The sequence below is a fragment of the Mesorhizobium sp. M1312 genome, assembly GCF_040318115.1.
Lineage (GTDB): Bacteria > Pseudomonadota > Alphaproteobacteria > Rhizobiales > Rhizobiaceae > Mesorhizobium.
On record NZ_JAMYLQ010000001.1, the window covers coordinates 377030 to 394821 of the forward strand.

General features: G+C 62.3%; 12 protein-coding genes and 1 pseudogene. 10 read left to right on the forward strand and 3 right to left on the reverse strand.

From position 1 onward, the window contains the following. The first annotated feature begins 16 nt into the window (after positions 1-16). The 3 genes from NKH36_RS01845 (at position 17) to NKH36_RS01855 (ending at position 3911) form a co-directional block, all read left to right on the forward strand. A complete protein-coding gene (locus NKH36_RS01845) occupies positions 17-1096 on the forward strand; it encodes a glycosyltransferase (RefSeq protein WP_352958400.1) in 1080 nt (359 codons plus the stop codon). Between the two features lie 185 nt (positions 1097-1281). Then, positions 1282-2451, forward strand: a complete 1170-nt coding sequence (locus NKH36_RS01850; protein ID WP_352958465.1) for a glycosyltransferase — start codon at positions 1282-1284, stop codon at positions 2449-2451. Beyond that, entirely contained in the window at positions 2448-3911 is a 1464-nt protein-coding gene (locus NKH36_RS01855; protein ID WP_352958401.1) for a lipopolysaccharide biosynthesis protein, read from the forward strand. Before NKH36_RS01850 ends, NKH36_RS01855 begins: the two co-directional genes overlap by 4 nt. A gap of 222 nt (positions 3912-4133) precedes the next feature. Here the strand turns inward: NKH36_RS01855 and NKH36_RS01860 are convergent. After that, a pseudogene (locus NKH36_RS01860) lies at positions 4134-5186 on the reverse strand (polysaccharide pyruvyl transferase family protein); the annotation flags it as partial. Positions 5187-5487: 301 nt separating this feature from the next. Between NKH36_RS01860 and NKH36_RS01865 the strand changes: the two are divergent. The 6 genes from NKH36_RS01865 (at position 5488) to NKH36_RS01890 (ending at position 13175) form a co-directional block, all read left to right on the forward strand. Next, the gene (locus tag NKH36_RS01865; RefSeq protein WP_352958403.1) at positions 5488-6660 is read left to right on the forward strand and encodes a glycosyltransferase family protein; all 1173 of its coding nucleotides are present in this window, start codon (positions 5488-5490) and stop codon (positions 6658-6660) included. Between the two features lie 25 nt (positions 6661-6685). Next, on the forward strand, positions 6686-7684 hold the full coding sequence (locus NKH36_RS01870; protein WP_352958405.1) for a glycosyltransferase family 2 protein: 999 nt from the start codon (positions 6686-6688) through the stop codon (positions 7682-7684). After that, on the forward strand, positions 7681-8634 hold the full coding sequence (locus NKH36_RS01875; RefSeq protein ID WP_352958406.1) for a glycosyltransferase family 2 protein: 954 nt from the start codon (positions 7681-7683) through the stop codon (positions 8632-8634). The genes NKH36_RS01870 and NKH36_RS01875 overlap by 4 nt, the downstream gene beginning before the upstream one ends. Then, positions 8624-9592, forward strand: a complete 969-nt coding sequence (locus NKH36_RS01880) for a glycosyltransferase family 2 protein (protein ID WP_352958407.1) — start codon at positions 8624-8626, stop codon at positions 9590-9592. The genes NKH36_RS01875 and NKH36_RS01880 overlap by 11 nt, the downstream gene beginning before the upstream one ends. Positions 9593-9649: 57 nt before the next feature. Then, positions 9650-10546, forward strand: coding sequence for a UTP--glucose-1-phosphate uridylyltransferase (locus tag NKH36_RS01885; protein ID WP_352958409.1), 897 nt, complete (start codon positions 9650-9652; stop codon positions 10544-10546). Between the two features lie 247 nt (positions 10547-10793). Next, the gene (locus tag NKH36_RS01890) at positions 10794-13175 is read left to right on the forward strand and encodes a polysaccharide biosynthesis tyrosine autokinase (RefSeq protein ID WP_352958410.1); all 2382 of its coding nucleotides are present in this window, start codon (positions 10794-10796) and stop codon (positions 13173-13175) included. A 298-nt stretch (positions 13176-13473) separates the two neighbouring features. Here NKH36_RS01890 and NKH36_RS01895 read toward each other — a convergent pair whose 3' ends face one another. Together NKH36_RS01895 and NKH36_RS01900 are read right to left on the reverse strand one after the other, a co-directional pair. Further along, positions 13474-14520 carry an acyltransferase family protein gene (locus NKH36_RS01895; RefSeq protein ID WP_352958411.1) on the reverse strand — a complete coding sequence of 349 codons (1047 nt, stop codon included), beginning with the start codon at positions 14518-14520 and terminating at the stop codon, positions 13474-13476. 101 nt (positions 14521-14621) lie between these two features. Further along, positions 14622-16529 (reverse strand): propionyl-CoA synthetase, encoded by a 1908-nt coding sequence (locus NKH36_RS01900; RefSeq protein WP_352958412.1) that lies wholly within the window; start codon positions 16527-16529, stop codon positions 14622-14624. Between the two features lie 143 nt (positions 16530-16672). Here NKH36_RS01900 and NKH36_RS01905 point away from each other — a divergent pair, with 143 nt between their 5' ends. Beyond that, entirely contained in the window at positions 16673-17464 is a 792-nt protein-coding gene (locus tag NKH36_RS01905) for a DUF2259 domain-containing protein (protein WP_352958413.1), read from the forward strand. The last annotated feature ends 328 nt before the right edge of the window (positions 17465-17792 follow it).

The window sequence follows — 17792 nt, forward strand, 5'->3', positions numbered from 1 at the left end:
GCAAGGAGCCAGGTCCATGAAAGTTCTGTTTGCAGGCGGCAATGGCTACACACCGCAGTTCAGCGGTGGCGTTCAGTCGAGCACGCACCATTTGGTCGAGCAGTTGCGCGAGCATGGTCATGACGCCTCAGTTCTGGCGGCGCTGTTCGGTGATGGCATGTTCGGCTTCAAGGCGCGCGCCAAGATGAAGCTACTTCGCCAGCGTGCGGTCATCGACAGCTACCCCGGTTACCCGGTGGTGCGGGCGTGGTTTCCCTGGCAAGCGGCGCGCTTTGCCGTCGAACGGCTCAACCCCGATGTCGCCGTCGTGCAGTGCCACAAATCGGTGCCGATCGGAAAAGCGCTGCAGGCGCTCGGCATGCCGCTGGTGGTTTATCTGCGGAACGTCGAATTCCACGAACTGGCCGGCGACCTGCGCGAATTGCATTCGGCGCTTTATATCGCCAATTCCGAATTCACCGCGCGCACCTATAAGGAAAAGTTCGGAATCGATTCGACCGTGATCCCGCCGACCATCAATCCCGGGCTCTACAGCACGCCGACGACCGGCGAATTCGTCACGCTGATCAACCCCTACAATGAAAAAGGGTTCGAACTCGCCGTGCGTATTGCCGGCCAGTGCCCCGAAATCCCGTTCCTGTTCGTCGAAAGCTGGAAGCTCGACGACGACCACCGGGCGCAGATCGAACAGACCATCGCGCCGCTGCGCAACGTCAGGCTGGAAAGCCGCACCAGCGACATGAAGACGGTCTATGGCCGCACGAAGATCCTGCTGGCGCCGAGCAAATGGGAAGAGGCCTGGGGGCGGGTGGCATCCGAGGCCCATTGCAGCGGCATTCCGGTCGTCGGGTCCCGGCGCGGCGGTCTGCCGGAAGCGATTGGCGCCGGCGGCGTGGTGCTCGACTATGACGCACCGCTCGACGACTGGGTCGCGGCGGTCAGGCGGCTATGGAGCGACAAGGCCGAGTACGACAAGCTGTCGGCGGCGGCGCAGCTGTTTTCGGAGCGACCGCAAATGAACCCCGACAGCCAGTTCGCGACCTTCCTCGGTGTTCTCGACAACGCCAGGCAAGGCGCGCTGGAGCGTGCCGCCTGATGCATTTCGCCCAAGAGCATACACGTTGCCCAGAAGCCTGCCTTTGCGCCTGACCCAAGGGGATGGCTTTGGGACAACGACACCCACAACACCAGACGCTTGAGGCGCCTCGCACGACGGCGACGGGCGTCAGCCTCTATCCGCGCGAGCAGATCGCCGACCGGCCTCGAAAGATCGTCCACTCAATGAAGATTTGCTTCGCAGTTGATAAATTCCCCTCTTTGTCGGAGACATTCGTCCTCGACCAGATAGCCGGGTGCCTTGAGCGCGGGATGCAAGTCGGCGTCGTCTGCAACGAGACGTCCTTCGGCAAGGATCGCAACATCGACGATCGCTGCTGGCAGGCGCTGCCTGGGAAGGTCGTCTGCTGGTGGGGCGGACTGGGGCGCTTTCGCCCGACGCTCAGGAGATGGTCCGGCAGGTTCTGGGATAAACTCTCGACCGCTATCGACATCGCCTTTGCGCGCAAGCTGCAGAACGCCGACGTGATCGTCGCGCATTTCGGCAATAACGGCATGCGCGTCGCCCGCGCCATGAAACGAGGCAGGATTTCAGCTCCGCTGGTGACCATATTCCACGGCCGCGATGTCGGCGAACCGCTGCATGACAACACGCTCACGCGCTACAAGGTCGTCTTCGAAAAGGGCGTTCTCCAACTGCCGGTGAATGCGTTTTTCCGCGACGCCCTGATCGGGGTCGGCGCGCCGCCCGCGCAGGTCAGGGTCCACCATATGGGTGTGCGGCCGGGTGAGATCGACTACCACTGGCGTTCCTGGGACCGGGACACGCTGTCCTTCATCTCCGTCTGCCGGCTGACCGAAAAGAAGGGCATCGAATTCGCCCTTCGCGCCCTCGCCAGCCTGCCGCGGCGCGACTGGGTCTATTCGGTGATTGGCGGCGGCGAATTGCTGGAGGAGTTGAAGAAGCTCGCCTTAAATCTTGGCATTGCCGACCGCGTGACTTTCCTCGGGCCGCGCCCGCACGCCGAGGTCAAGCAGCGCCTGCGCGATGCCCATGTGTTCCTGCTGCCCAGCGTTGCTGCGCAGGACGGCGATCTCGAGGGTATTCCGGTGGCGCTGATGGAAGCTATGGCCGCCGGGCTGATCGTGGTCAGCACCTATCACTCGGGCATCCCCGAGCTGATCGAGGATCAGGAGACAGGCTTCCTCGCACCGGAGCGAGACGTTGCGGCGTTGGCCCGCAAGCTTGTCTGGGTGGCCGAGAACCCGGAGAAATGCGAGCGCATCGCACGTGCGGCGCGCCGCAAGATCGAGCAGGATTTCAACGCGGACGCGCTTAACGAGCGTTTTGCGCAGATCGTCACGCAGCTGGCCGAAGCCAGGCACCCGGCATGAACGCCAACCCGCCCCCCCAGTTCGGTCGCGTCGCCCTGCGCGGCGGCGTGGTGACGATCGGCGCGCAAGGCTTCAAGATGGCGATTCAGTTTCTCTCGGTGATTGTGCTTGCCCGTCTGCTTGTCCCGGAGGATTTCGGCCTAGTGGCTTCCGTCGCGCCGATCGTGGCCTTTGTCGGGCTGCTTCAGAACCTTGGCCTCCAGCAGGCTGTGGTCCAGCGCAAGGATATCAGCGCAGAGCAGCTCAACCAGGTATTCTGGATCAGTGCGCTGGTTGGGCTGGGCAGTGCCGTGGTGGTGGCATGCCTGGCGCCCGCCATCGCTGCCTTCTATGGCGATCAACGTATGGTCGGGATTACCATCGGCTCTGCCTTGCCGCTGCTTCTTGGCAGCCTCGCCGCGGTGCCGCTGGCGCTGATGAACCGTCATTTGCGCTTTGGCCAGCTCGCGCTGAACGACGTGATTGCCGCCGCCGCCGGACTCGCGACTACCGCAGTCGCGGCCTATGCGGGGCTGGGCTATTGGTCGCTGGTCATCGGCCCGGCGGTTTCTGCCGTTGTCGCACTAGCGGCGGCACGGCAGGTGGCGCGCTGGACGCCGTCGCGGCCGGACCTGAAGGTCGATACCGACATATTGTCTTTCGGCGCCAACCTCACCGGCTTCAATCTGGCCAACTTCTTCTCGCGCAATCTCGACAATATTCTGATCGGAAAATATTCTGGCCCGATCGAGCTCGGTTATTATGACCGCGCTTACAAGCTCCTGCTGTTTCCGCTGCAGAACATCAACCAGCCGCTGACACGCGTGATGGTGCCGCTGCTGAGCCGCATTCATGAGGACAAGGCGCGGTTTCGCGACATCTATGTGCGAACCAACTGGATGCTGGCGGCCGTCACCATGCCCGGCATCGCGGCGCTGACGCTGACGTCGGACCAGGTGGTGGGGCTTCTCTTCGGCGAGCGCTGGACAGCGGTGGCGCCGATTTTCGCCTGGCTGGGCATCGCCAGCCTGATCCAGTCCGTCTCAAGCACCACCGGATGGATCTTCATCTGCCAGGGCAAGACCAAGACCATGTTCCACTGGGGCATCTACTCGTCGCTGACGACGGTCGCCGCCTTCATCATCGGATTGCACTGGGGCGCCGTCGGCGTCGCGGCGGCCTACGCAATCAGCGGCTATGTGCTGCGCGTCCCAGTGCTTGCCGTCCTGGTCCACCGGGTCGGCCCGGTGACCGCAGCCGACTTCCTGATCATGCAGGGGCTTTTCATCGTGTCGTCGCTGCTTGCCTGGTCCGTGTACCGATGGCTGCCGGCATCGCTGACCGGCCAGTCAGACCTGCTCGCGGTGGTCTTGGCGGTTGCCCTCAATTATTCGATCGGCCTGATCCTCATGCTTGCCCTGCGACAGTCGCGCAGCGCCCTGTTCACCACGCTTTCCAGCGCCATGCGCAACGCCCGCTAGGCGAGCGATTACCGGTCTCAAAAGCTCACCTGCCGACATCGCCGACGCATGCTCCTCAAGCACTGCCTGAAGGCTCGTCCTGCGATAGAGGTCGAGATTCGCGGTAAGTCTGCCGAGCTTCTCGCTCGCTTCCTCGGGCGTCACCGTGTCGATGTCGAGCAGCAGGTCGGCGACGCCGATCCGCTTGGCGAGTTCCTTGGTCTTGAATTCATAGGCGATCGGCAGCACCGGCGTGCCGACGCAGAGAGACATGATCATCATGTGCATGCGCGTTGCGACGACGAAATCGAAGCCTTTCACCAGGGCCATCAATTGCTCCGGCGTGTGGAACGAAGCGTCCACGCTGACATGCTTGGCGATCTCCGGATCGAGCTCGGCAACGATCGCCCGCGCCGTCTTGGAATCATCATGGGCGTATTCCGGCACCCCCTGGCAGGTGGAGACGAAGGTGACCTCCTTGGCGTGGTCCCTGACAAGGATGGTCGCAATCTCGCGGATCGAGTCGATATAGCGGCGCATGCCGCCCTCGCCGTCGCTGACATAGTTCCAGTGGCGCACGGAAATGGCGACTCGGCCGGTGACCGCTGCCGACTGGCCGGAGGCTAGAAAATTTCCGATCCTGTCGGTATCGGCCAGGGCAAAGACGGCGTCGGCCACGACGTGGCATTTGCCGGGGTCTTTCACCATGTCCACAATGTGGTTTCTCGAACGCTCGTCGCGCAGCAGGATGAGCGGGCTCCGGTCGAAGATCGGGCTCAACTCTTGGCGATTGTAACTTTTGTTGAACGGGCCAAGCGATTGCGTGAAGAAGACGGGGTCTTTGCCCAGTATCGCGTCGATCCGGAATTGGTTGAGGCGCCGTTCCAGATTGTAGGTCTCGACGAGATAGGTTCCGCCTGTCGTGACCACGAGGTCGGCGTCTTTGTAGATGTCGAGACCACGGCGATTGCTTGGGCTGCAAAAACTCCGAAGCACGCCGCCGGTGCCGAACCGCCGCAGGGCGTTGAGGACGAGCCGGTTGTAGATCGGCTTGAACAGGTTCTTCAGCCCGCTGCCGTATTTGTAGCGGAACCGCGACTCCGACAGCAGCTTGTGGAATTCGAGATCCGGATACTCTTTCTTCCTGTAGAGCCTCGCCGCCACCTCCGGCTGGCTGTCGAAGACGTAGAACTGGATATCGTCCTGCACGATCGTCTTGAAAACGTGGCGGATCGCCAGGAGGATCGCTGCATCCCCGGTGTTCAGGCAGACGGTGTTTTCAACCGCGATCTTCATGGAATGACCTCATTTCGTAAGTAGGTCCCGCGGTTCGGTCGACGCGTGCCGAGTGGGCGGATTGGGGTGGATTGGCCGAAGATGCTGCACGCCAAGGATGGTCTCGCGTCGTGATTATTGGCGCGCAGCCCAGTGGCAGGTCAACGCGCGGTCCATGCGGCCCAAGCAGAGCGAGATTAACCCATCGATTTTGCAGCGCAACAAAAAACGTGGATTTCTGCTACGCTGCACCAAAAATGTTGCGATGCAGCACGAGCTGGACTAGGATTCTTGCGGGCGGGCCAACAGCGGTCGAGTTTTCATGCTGCATGTCTTGTACTTGGTACACGACGTCTCCGACCCGGCCGTGCGCCGGCGGATCATAATGCTCAAGGCAGGCGGCGCCCAGGTCACACTGGCGGGCTTCCGTCGGACAGCAAGCCCGATGGCTGACGTCGAGGGCTTGCAGCCGATCGATCTTGGCGCGACGCGCGACGGCCGATTCGTCCAGCGGCTGGCGGCGGTCACAAAGGCTGCGGTCTCGATCGGCTCGAAACTCGGTTCGATGCCAAGACCCGACCTCATCGTCGCGCGCAACCTGGAAATGCTGGCGCTTGCCCGGCGTGCCAGATCGGCGTTCCAGGCGACGGTGCCGATCGTGTATGAGTGTCTAGACATCCATCGCCTGGTGCTTCGCGACGATTTTCTGGGCAAGGCGATGCGCGGCGCGGAGCGCTATCTTGCCAGGGACATAAAGCTGCTGGTGACCAGTTCGCCGGCGTTTATCGACAACTATTTCAAGCCGTTCGGGCAGATTGCCGCGCCGGTCGAACTGCTCGAAAACAAATATTTCGAGCCTGCCGCGGTTTCGCTGGACGATCGCATAGTGGCGGATGATCCCGGCGCTCCGCCTTGGCGGATCGGCTGGTTCGGTGCACTCCGGTGCCGCCGCTCCCTGGAGCTTCTGGCCGAATTTTCCCGACGGCTCGACGGTCGCTTCGAAATCATTCTCAGGGGCCGCCCCGCGCTTTCCGAATTTCCGGATTTTCACGATTTTGTCGAAGCCGAGCCCTGGCTTTCGTTTGGCGGGCCCTATCGGAACCCCGAAGATATGGCGGCGATCTACCGCGAGGTTCATTTTTCCTGGGCCATCGACTTTTTCGAGCAGGGGCTGAATTCCGAATGGCTGCTGCCCAACCGCCTCTATGAGGGCGGCCGCTTCGGCGCTGTGCCGATCTCGATGGGCAACACTGAAACTGGCCGGTTTCTCGACCGGCAGGGCATCGGCGTTCTTTTGCCTCAAGCCACGCCCGAGGCGCTCGAAGCCGCCCTGGGGGATATGGACGAGCATCGTTTCGGGAAATTGCGGGCGCGTGTTCTTGCCCGCAATCCGCGAACCTGGAGCCACGATCGCAGCGATTGCCGGGCGCTCGTCGAGAAGCTTCGCGGGTTGACGGTTGTGCAGGGTCCGTATGCTGCCCAGGCACTGGCTTAGGATGGCTAGGGATGGACATGGGCCGATGACGCCAACCGAAAAGCTTGCGCCCAGCCTGATCGTGATTCCGTGCCTGAACGAAGCGGCACACATCGGTGCGCTTGTTCATGAGCTTCGACCGGCGGCCGAGAGGCTCGGCGCCAGGATCGTCGTTGCCGATGGCGGCAGCACCGACGGCACACGGACGATCGTCGAGGAGATTGCCGGGAAGGATCCGCGGATCATCCTTCTTCACAATGAAAAGCGCCTCCAGAGCGCGGCGATCAATCTAGCCGTCGCCAGTTACGGCGAGGGGGCTGAATATCTCATTCGCATCGACGCGCATGGCGGCTACCCCCCGGACTATTGCTATCGGCTGGTCGAGGAGGCGCTGGCTACTGGCGCCGATTCGGTCGTCGTCTCCATGCTGACCAGCGGCAGCGGCACGGTGCAGAAAGCGGTGGCGGCCGCACAGAATTCCAAGCTCGGCACGGGCGGCTCCAAGCATCGGCATCTCTCGGCGGGCGAGTGGGTCGATCACGGCCACCATGCGTTGATGCGGATATCGGCCTTCAAGGCGGTGGGCGGGTATGACGAGACGTTCAGCCACAACGAGGATGCGGAGCTCGACTATCGGCTCCGTCAGGCCGGTTACCGAATCTGGATGAGCGGCAAGACGCAAATGATCTATTACCCGCGCGCGTCGCTCGCCGGCCTGTATTTCCAGTATCTCGGCTATGGCCGCGGTCGCGCAAAGAACGTTCTCAAGCACCGCATGATACCGAAGCTCCGACAGATGGTGCCGCTCCTGGTGTTCCCTGTCGTCCTTCTCTCTGCCTTTTTCTTCGTGCATTGGCTGGCGGTCGTGCCGCTTCTGGTGTGGGCGTCGGTTTGTCTCGGCTATGGCGTGTGGACCGCCATCAGCCAGCGCAATCCGGACAGTGCGCTTGCCGGGATTTCGGCGATGGTCATGCATTTCGGCTGGTCGGTCGGCTTCTGGCTGCAGCTGCTTGGACCGCGATCGCAGCGTAGGAGGATAGCGTGACGGGTGTGGCCGAAAAAAAACGCAGCATCGACATTTGCGTCTGCACGTTTCGGCGGCCGGAGCTTGCCGACACGCTCCGCTCCATAGCCGCCCTGGAGGTGCCTTCGGGAATCGACATCCGCGTCATCGTCGCCGACAATGATGACGGGCCGACGGCCGAGTTGCTGGTGGCGACGCTGGCGGAGACGCTGAAGCTGCCGATCAGCTATCGTCATTGCCCGGCGCGCAACATCTCGATCGCCCGCAACGCCTGCCTTGACGCCAGCATGGCGGATTTCGTCGCCTTCCTCGACGATGACGAAACGGCATCGTCCAGATGGCTCGCCGAACTGGTTGCGACGGCGGAAGTGAGTGGCGCTGCCGCCGTGCTCGGGCCCGTGCGGGCGCGCTATCGGCCGGACGCGCCCGACTGGATGCGCCGCGGCGATTTCCACTCCACCCTGCCGGTCTGGGTGGGCGGCGAGATCCGCACCGGCTACACCTGCAACGTCCTGCTCAGGACGGGCGCCGACAGCCTCCGCGGCCGGCGGTTCAGCCTGGCGCGTGGCCAGACCGGCGGCGAGGACACCGAATTCTTCGACCATATGGTCAAGGCCGGCGGTCGTATCGCCTTTTCGCCGCAGGCCTGGGTCGATGAAGTGGTGCCGCGCGCCAGGGCCGCATTCGACTGGCTCCGCCGCCGCCGGTTCCGCGTCGGGCAGACGCATGGGCACCTCCTGGGGCGCGATGCGCATGGCCTCGCGCTGGTCAGGCAAGTCGGCCTCGCCTCGGTAAAGGCGGTTTTTTGTTTCGCATCGGCAATCCCGGTCGCCATCAGTCCCGTGCGCAGGAACCGCAGCGTGCTTCGCGGCATCATGCATATCGGCGTCGTGAGCGGTCTTGTCGGCGTGCGTGAAATCCGACAGTACGGCCTGCCCTCGCCGCAGGAAGGGGGCAAACGTGCAGCCTGACGTCACCTTTGTCATTGCCGCCTACAATGCGGAGCTGACCATCGAGCGGGCGATCGCCAGCGCCGTCGCCCAGCGTGATGTCAGCGTTGAGGTGATCGTCGTCGACGACCAGTCGCGCGACCGGACGCTCGATCTGGCGCGGGCCTATCCCGAGGATATCGTGCGCGTCGTCGCCCTTGCACAGAACCGTGGTCCCGGCGGCGCCAGGAATGCCGGCCTTGAGCTTGCCCGCGGCCGGTGGGTCGCGGTCCTCGATTCCGATGACGCGATCTATCCCGGGCGAATCTGCACCATGATTGACCGCGCCGAAAAAGCGGGCGCCGAGATCGCGGTCGACAATCTCCAGGTCGTTCGCGAGGACGGCGTTGCCGAAGAGACGATGTTCCCGGCCGACTATCTCGAGGGCTTAAGTGAAATCTCGCTGGCGGACTATATCGCCGGCAATGTGGTCTTCGAATCCAGGTTCAACCTCGGCTATCTCAAGCCGATCTTCCAGCGACGCTTCCTGAACGAAAACGGGCTTCGCTATGACGAAAGCCTGATCATCGGCGAAGACTACATCCTGCTGGCCAGTGCTCTGGCCAAAGGCGGCAAATGCGTGGTCGAGCCGACGACCGGCTATGTCTACCATATCCGGACCGGCTCCATTTCCCGCGTGCTCGAACTTCATCACGTCGAGGCGATGCGCAAGGCGGACCTCGCTTTCGCCAGAACCCATTCGATGGACGCAAAGGCCGAGGCCGCTTTCGCAAGGCGCACACGCAGCCTGCGCAAGGCGGCGTCATTCCTGTCGCTGGTCCAGCACATCAAGGCGCGGTCCCCGCTCAAGGCGGTGTGGACGGCGCTCAGCGATCCGGCGGCGGTTCGGCATATGGGCATGCCGATCGCCGTCCGGCTGCGGAGGGTGGCGGCGCAATTTGCCGTGGGTGCGGGGGAGGTGAAACGTGCAGGCAGGTGAAAAACAGTTTCGCGGCCTGCGACAGGTTGAAGTCGATCTCCTCAGAAGGAATAAGCGATGAAGAAAGTCAGGAAGGCAGTCATACCGGTAGCGGGGCTTGGAACGCGATTCCTGCCGGCGACCAAGTCGATGCCGAAGGAAATGCTGCCGGTCGTCGACAGGCCTGTCGTGCAATATGCGGTGGACGAGGCGTTCGAAGCCGGCATCGAGCACATTGTCTTCGTGACGGGCCGCAACAAGGCGGTCATCGAGGATTATTTCGATCTGCATCCCGAATTGATCGGGACTTTGGAGCAGACCGGCAAGACGGCGCAGCTTCAGGCGCTGGAAAGCCTGCTTCCCGTGGCTGGTGCGACGAGCTTCATCCGGCAGCAGTCGCCGCAAGGTCTCGGCCATGCGGTATGGTGCGCCCGGGAAGTCATCGGCGATGAACCCTTCGCATTGCTGTTGCCGGACATGGTGTCCTTCGGCGGGCGCGGATGTCTCGCTGAAATTGCCGACCTCTATGCACAGACCGGCGGAAATGTCATCGCCGTCGAGCGCTGCGATCCGACCGAGACCAGCAGATATGGCATCGTCGGCTGCGGCGCGGATGTCGGCTCGGGCTTCGAGGTCACCGCCATGGTCGAAAAGCCGGCTCCAGCCAATGCGCCGTCGAACTACTACATCAACGGCCGCTATATCCTGCAGCCCGAGATATTTGCGCTGCTCGGCAATCAGCAGCGCGGTGCCGGCAACGAAATCCAGCTGACCGATGCCATGGTTCGCCTTGCGCAGAGCCAGGCTTTCTTCGCCCAGCCCTTCAACGGCCGGATGTTCGATTGCGGCTCGAAAGAAGGGTTCATCCAGGCCAATGTCGCCTTCGCGCTGGCGCGTGACGACATGAAGGGGCCGATCTTCGAGATGCTTCAGGAGTTCGTCCGATCGCATGAGCGCCGGGTGGAAGCCGCATAATGCCCATTTTTTGGGAGAATTATGGATGGTGACCCAAGACACACTCCGATCCATTTGGCATGAAGGTGTCTGGCATGAATACGTGCTGATGCTCCCGATCCTGCTTTAGCGCCTGCAAACGAGAGCATCGGACCCAAAAGTGGAGAACCGTTTTGGGAAAATCCGATGCTCAAATAAGAATTAGAGCGGCGGCACAGGTCGACTTGAGGGACCGCCGCTCTAGATGCAAACTAGAATTGGACCGAAGATGAATTATGCCAATTTTCCTCTCGACAAGAGGAAACCATTGCCGAGTTCGGACCCAGTCAACGCCGACGATTTCATCGATGTCGAGCGCCTGCTCAGCATGGCAGCAAGGCAGGCAAAGGTGGTCGCGGCGTGTGCTGCCATCGGTCTTTTTCTGGGCGTGCTCTATTTGCAGACCACGCCTCCCACCTACATGGCAACGAGCCGTGTGCTGATCGACGAAGGCTTGAACAAGGTCGTTGACGAGGTCTCGGCGGCGTCGGTCAGCATGCAAACCGATTCCGCCATTCTGAGCCAGATCGAAATTCTCCACTCGGCAAGGCTGGCGGCGGTGGTCGTCGACAAGCAGAAGCTCGATCAGAACGACGCTTTCTTGTATCCTCCGACGTCGGCCGTGTCGAAGGCTGCCGGTTTTGTGCGCGGTGTGATCCGGTACTTCCGTCCCAGCCCCGCCGTGGGCACCACCGACGTTACCCAGCTTGATCCGGCGACGCGTGACGCGATGATTGCCTCGTCACGCCGCGATTACGCGATCCTCAAACTGCAAAACGAGGTGCAAGCCGAGCGCATCGGTCGAAGCTATGTGATCTCCATCGCCTATCAGGCGACGGATCCCGCACTTGCGACCGCGATCACCAAAGCCTATGCCGACGCCTATCTCGCGGACCAGCTCGATGCCAGCTTCGATGCGACCGAGCGAGCGGCGGTCTGGCTGCAAGGCCGGCTGACGGAGCTTCGCGAAAGTTCCCAGGCAGCGGCGCTCGCCGTCGAGAAATTCAGGGCCGAACATGGATTGGCCGTCAACGATGGCCAGTTGATCAGCGACAAGCAGCTCGGCGACCTCAATGGCCAGCTCATTGAGGCGCAGGCCGATACCGCCCGCGCCAGCGCCCGCTACCAGCAATACAAGTCGATTGTCGAAAGCGGTTCGGACAACGCATTCAGGGACGCCGCCATATCCGCCGACCAGCCAAGCAACTCGATCATTTCAACGCTCAAGACCCGCTATCTCACTGTCGCCAAGCGGCAGCAGGATATCGAAGCCAATTTCGGGGCTGAGCATCCCCAGGCGGTCGCACTTGCCAAGGAAAAGGCCGACATATCGGCGCAGATTTTCGGCGAGCTGAAGCAGTTGACCGAAAGCTACCGCAACGAATACGAAGTCGCTCTCGCGCGTGAGACGGCGCTCCGCGCAAATGTCGCCTTAGCGGCTGGCAAGAGTTCCATCGACAACCAGTCGCAGGTCAAGCTGCGTGAACTGGAGCAGAAGGCAACGGCGCTCTCGACGCTCTATCAGACGTTCCTTGGCCGCTACGAGGAAGCCTCCCAGCAGCAATCCTTCCCGGTCGGCAAGATCCGCGTCATCTCGGACGCGACGCTGCCGCAATCCGCGGCAACCCCGCGCACGTCCATAGTGCTGGGACTTTCGCTTGTGCTTGGCCTGATGATGGGCGCCGGGGTTGGTGGCCTGAATGAATTCAGGGAACGGTTCTTCAGGACCGGCGAGGACGTTCGCGATCGCGTCGGCCTCAAATTCCTCGGCTACCTGCCGATAATTGGCAGCAAGGTCGCTAAGGACGATAAGCGTGATGACGTTCAGGCGGACGTCAAAACCGCCCAATCACCGTCGGCCGCTGAGAGACGCGCGCGCATGCGGGTGAGCATCGACGCGCCGGCATCTATGTTTTCCGAAACGCTTCGCAGCGCCAAAATTGCCTTCGACGTCGTGATGGAAGGGCAGGGCAGCCGGGTCATTGGCGTGATCTCGGTCCTTCCCGGCGAGGGCAAGTCGACCGTGGCGGCGAATCTGGCTGGACTGCTTGCCGCCAACGGATCGAAAACTCTGCTCGTGGACGGCGACCTGCGTAACCCCGGGCTGAGCCGCAGCCTTGGCATGGAGGCCGAGCAAGGCCTGATGGAAGCGGTGGTGAGCGGGCAGACCTGGCAGTCCGTCGGCAAGATCGACCGGCAGACCAAGCTGGCGATCGTCCCGGCCGTCCCGCGCGGCCATTTCTCGCATACAAGTGAGCTTCTGTCGTCGGCCGGAATGCGGCGTTTCATCGACAACGCCAAGGGAACCTTCGAGTACATCATCGTCGATCTGCCGCCGCTCGGCCCCGTGGTCGATGCCAAGGCCTTTGCTCCGCTTGCCGACGGCTTCGTGCTCGTGACCGAGTGGGGACGCACGCCGCGTGCGATGGTGCAATCCATCCTGAGCTCGGAACCCTATATCGCCAACAAGATCGTCGGCGTCGTCTTGAACAAGGTCGACTTGAAGAAGCTGGCGAAGTATGGATCGATCGGCGGCTCGGAAAAATTCTTCGACAAATATTCGTCCTACTACCTGGAAAAATCGGAAGCGCGGACGAAGGTGAACACCTGAGGCCGGTCTATAGGGACGAATATTGAGCAGATCGTCGTCGTCCTGCGCAGGGAGGTCCATACCGGGCCCGAGGCCGGCGTGAGCGGACACGAATGCCCCTCGAACAGACCATGATCGGCAGCCTGCGCGTGAGGCCGACAGGGTCGGCGGGAAGAAAGGTCCGCTATGCGTTGGTCGATCTCCTCGCTTGACCCCGAGCGTCGTCATGCCACGCAAAGAGCGTGGATGCCATGCTTCGCGCCGCACATTCCACAGCAGGACGTTTGCAGCCAGGAACCGGCGTGACACGCCGGCGCCGTTACGCAGCCTTGAGACGATAGCGGAAGATGGTGTGGTCGAGCAGATGCCGGATTCGCGGTTCGGCCTCGATAGCAATCAGCCAGCTTGCGGCGATCATGGGTCGCCCCGACACCGAAAGCAGGTATGGCACTCCCGCACGCATCAGGGCGCCGAGGATGGCCGCGCCGACGACATCGTGGATTAGATAGAGAGGGTAGGTCATCAGGCCGATCCGGCGCCAGCCGCGCCAGGACAGGTCGAGCCGCAACGACCATGCCATCAGGGCGATGGCAACGAGGAAGAAGACGATCGGTGGCGCGTATGGCATCTGCTCTTCGACCGAACTGGCGATCTGCAGGACGCAGCCGGCTAGAAACAGCGCACAGAGGACAAGACGGAAGGGCGTCACCGCCTTGAAGCGCTTCAGCCAGATCATGACGCCCGTCGCAAAGAAGCATCCGTGATGCATCAGCAGCAGGGCGAGCCAACGCGTCTCGGCAAGGTTCGACCAGTCAAGCGGATAATACAGGCACCAGAAGAGCGTGCTGACCATGCCGATCACGATCGCCACGACTTCCATCAGATGGAAGCGGCCGAGCCACAGCAAGGTCCAGACGACGGCGTAAAAGGCAATCTCGATGCCGAGGGTCCAATAGACGCTGTCGACCCAGGGGGAGTAGGGAACGAACAATGCCGTGCGGACGAGCCGGTTCACGGCATCCGTCGGCCAGCTGAGCCCGACGAGGAGCAGCACCGCCGCGGTGATCGGCGCGCAAATCCAGACCGCCGGCGCCAGCCGCTTCACCCTTGCCTCGAAAAACCACAAGGGGCTGGAGTTTTCGGCGCTGAAGGCGATGACGAAGCCGCTGATGACGAAAAACACCTGCACCCCGACCCGTCCGGAGCCGAGAATCACCAATTCCGGATGCGGCGGGATGCCGCCGGTGGCCCGTGCCGAAACGCCGGCGGGAAAGGCCCAGTAACCATAGTGGTAGAACATCACGAGGACAGCGGCGAGAAATCGAAGAATGTCGACGCCGCCAAATGTGGTTTTTTGCTGAGCCATGCCGTATCGTCGGTGGGCGCCCCGACAAAACTGCATGGCGATTTGCTGCATTGCACAATAGCCAAATTGGCTACCGGCGAGCTGTCGATGGTCCGATGTCTTTACAGGCCGATTCCGCGTCCCTTTAGCGCCGCGGTGATTTCGTCGAGAATGACCGGGTCGTCGATGGTCGCAGGCATCGTCCATTCTTCCTTGTCGGCAATCTTCTGCATTGTGCCGCGCAGGATCTTGCCGGAGCGCGTCTTTGGCAGGCGCTTGATCGTCACCACCGTCTTGAAGGCGGCGACCGGGCCGATCCGCTCGCGCACCAGGGTGACCACCTCGGTCTCGATGGCGCGGGTGTCGCGCGCGACACCCGCATTCAGAACGACGAAGCCGAGCGGAACCTGGCCCTTCATTGCATCCGCGATGCCGATGACGGCGCATTCGGCAACATCGGGATGCGCGGCCAGCACCTCCTCCATGGCGCCGGTCGACAGCCGGTGGCCGGCGACATTGATGATGTCGTCGGTCCGGGCCATGACGAACAAATAGCCGTTCTCGTCCATCATGCCGGCATCCGCCGTCTTGTAGAAGCCGGGGAATTCGTCGAGATAGGCTTGGCGAAACCGGTCATCGGCATTCCACAGCGTCGGCAGGCAGCCGGCCGGCAGCGGCAGCTTGACCACGACATTGCCCAGCGTGCCGCGCGGCACTTCGTGGCCGGCATCGTCGAGCACGCGGATGTCGTAGCCGGGCATCGGCACGCCGGGCGAGCCGTATTTCACCGGCAGCAGGCCCAATCCGGCCGGGTTGATCGTCATCGGCGAGCCGGTCTCGGTCTGCCACCAATGGTCGATCACCGGCACGTGCAATTTCTGCTCCGCCCATTTGATGGTTTCCGGATCGGCGCGCTCGCCGGCGAGGAACAGCGTGCGGAATTTCGACAGGTCGTATTTCGGGACGAATTCGCCCTTTGGGTCCTGTCCCTTGATGGCGCGGAAGGCGGTCGGCGCGGTGAACAGCGCGACGACTCCGTGCTCTGATATCACTCGCCAGTAGGTGCCGGCGTCGGGCGTGCCGACCGGCTTGCCTTCGAACATGACGGTCGTGCAGCCGTGCAGCAGCGGGCCGTAGACGATGTAGGAATGGCCGACCACCCAGCCGACATCGGAAGCCGCCCAGAACACCGCGCCCGGCTTGACGCCGAACTCGTTCTCCATCGACCATTTCAACGCAACCATGTGGCCGCCATTGTCGCGCACGATGCCCTTGGGCTGGCCGGTCGTACCGGACGTGTAGATGATGTAGAGCGGGTCGGTGGCAAGCACCGGAACGCAGTCGACATTGGCGCCCGCGGCCCGCTCGCGGGCGACGGCGTCGGCATAATCGATATCGTGGTTTTCCCTGAGCTCGCAGCGCAACTGGTCGCGCTGCAGGATGAGGCAGGCTTCGGGCTTGTGCCGCGACGTCTCGATCGCCTTGTCGAGCAGCGGCTTGTAGGCGACGACGCGTCCAGGCTCCAGGCCGCAAGAGGCGGAGATGATCAGCTTCGGCTTGGCGTCGTCGATGCGGGTGGCGAGCTCGTGCGAGGCAAAGCCGCCGAAGACGACCGAATGCACGGCACCGATCCGGGCGCAGGCAAGCATGGCGAAGGCCGCTTCCGGCACCATCGGCATGTAGATGATGACCCGATCGCCTTTCTGGACGCCGCGGTTCTTCAGCACAGATGTCAGCGCGACCACCTCGCGCTTCAGTTCGGCATAGGTGAATTTCCTGATCGTGCCTGAAATCGCGCTGTCATGGATCAGCGCGATCTGATCGGCGCGGCCACCCGCCACGTGGCGGTCGACGGCGTTGAAGCAGGTGTTGCAGGAGGCGCCGCCAAACCAACGCCCGTAGACGCCGGCATTCGGATCAAACACGGTGTCGTGAGGCGAGAACCAGTCGATGGCCTTGGCCGCATCCGCCCAGAATTTCTCCGGATCGCGTTTCCAGCCGTCATAGACCTCGTGGTAGCGTGACGCCATCCAGCTTCCTCCCCAGGAATGTTTGCTGTCTTTGAAGTAGCGTATGCTGTTTTTGCAAGCATGTGCAATTTCGTCTTTTGGCGACCTCGCCTTGGTCGCAAATACCCGGCACGATGGTCCAGGTCATAATGGGGCGGGGCGCAATGAAGTTGCGATGCGAGATTGCCGTGTTGGCGGCGGTGCTTTTGATGGTCGCTTCTGCCGCTCAGGCAGGCGATGCGGCGGCGAGGCGCATTATCGGCTTTTCGCCGGACGGCAACTATTTCGCCTTCGAGCAGTACGGCACGCTCGATGCCGGTGTTTCGGATTCGGGCTGGTCGGAGATCGACATCATCGACACACGCACCGACGAGTTCGTCGGCGGCAAGCCGATCTACATCGCCGATGAGACCGAGGATTCGACCCTGACGGTGGAGCAGGCGAGGGCACAGGCAGCCGCGCAGGCGGCACCTCTGCTCGCCCGATATGCCATCGCGCCGCGCGGCGAACGGACGGCCGTGGACAAGTTCACCTTTCCCGACGACATGATCGGTTACCAGGACATTGCGCGCCTGGAGCAGGTTTCGCAGAAATGGCTTTCGCCGAGCTATGACGAGCTTGGCATCTCGACCATCCAGCTCGACCAGACCCTAGCCGAGAGCACGACGGATTGCTCGTCGAGTTTCGACGGGACGCTGCAAGGCGCCACGGCCGGCAAGGCGCTCGGTTTCCGCCTGACGCTGCTGGGACAGGATGGCAAGCGGTTCAAGCTGCTGCATGAGGACAAAGCCGTGCCCCGCTCGAGGAATTGCCCGACTTCCTACAGCCTGTCGGAATCGTATGCGTTCACCCCGGATGGCAAATCGGCAGTGCTAGCCGTGCTCGTGCAACGCTTCAGTCAGGGATTTGAAGGACGGGACCGCCGCTTTATCGCGGTGACCGGCCAGGTGCGTTGAAGCCCGCTCGCGCCCAGGGCATCCCGAGGCGGTCTCGACTTCGCCATTCGGATTGGTTCTAGAGCGGCAGCGCCGCGAGCACGAGTCCGAAACCGCCGGCGATCAGCAAGGCAGCGGCCAGCGCCTTTCTGTGACGTTCGAAACCCGTCGGCGCCCGATCCCAATTGTAGCGCATGTTCTGCTCTCCCAAAACCCGCCGGATTCCTTACCTTACCAAAGGTAAACAAAGCAACAGTGTGCCTAACTCCACTACACTGGCCTGACAATGCTCGGCATGGCGCATGACAGTGTTGTCACCGACTGTTTCTGGGGATTCTTGCAAAGACCC

What these genes read in the sequence shown, in the direction of transcription:
- NKH36_RS01845 (WP_352958400.1), top strand. Translation starts at nt 17, where the DNA reads ATGAAAGTTCTGTTTGCAGGCGGCAATGGCTACACACCGCAGTTCAGC.
- NKH36_RS01850 (WP_352958465.1), top strand. Translation starts at nt 1,282, where the DNA reads ATGAAGATTTGCTTCGCAGTTGATAAATTCCCCTCTTTGTCGGAGACA.
- NKH36_RS01855 (WP_352958401.1), top strand. Translation starts at nt 2,448, where the DNA reads ATGAACGCCAACCCGCCCCCCCAGTTCGGTCGCGTCGCCCTGCGCGGC.
- NKH36_RS01865 (WP_352958403.1), top strand. Translation starts at nt 5,488, where the DNA reads ATGCTGCATGTCTTGTACTTGGTACACGACGTCTCCGACCCGGCCGTG.
- NKH36_RS01870 (WP_352958405.1), top strand. Translation starts at nt 6,686, where the DNA reads ATGACGCCAACCGAAAAGCTTGCGCCCAGCCTGATCGTGATTCCGTGC.
- NKH36_RS01885 (WP_352958409.1), top strand. Translation starts at nt 9,650, where the DNA reads ATGAAGAAAGTCAGGAAGGCAGTCATACCGGTAGCGGGGCTTGGAACG.
- NKH36_RS01890 (WP_352958410.1), top strand. Translation starts at nt 10,794, where the DNA reads ATGAATTATGCCAATTTTCCTCTCGACAAGAGGAAACCATTGCCGAGT.
- NKH36_RS01895 (WP_352958411.1), bottom strand. Translation starts at nt 14,520, where the DNA reads ATGGCTCAGCAAAAAACCACATTTGGCGGCGTCGACATTCTTCGATTT.
- NKH36_RS01900 (WP_352958412.1), bottom strand. Translation starts at nt 16,529, where the DNA reads ATGGCGTCACGCTACCACGAGGTCTATGACGGCTGGAAACGCGATCCG.
- NKH36_RS01905 (WP_352958413.1), top strand. Translation starts at nt 16,673, where the DNA reads ATGAAGTTGCGATGCGAGATTGCCGTGTTGGCGGCGGTGCTTTTGATG.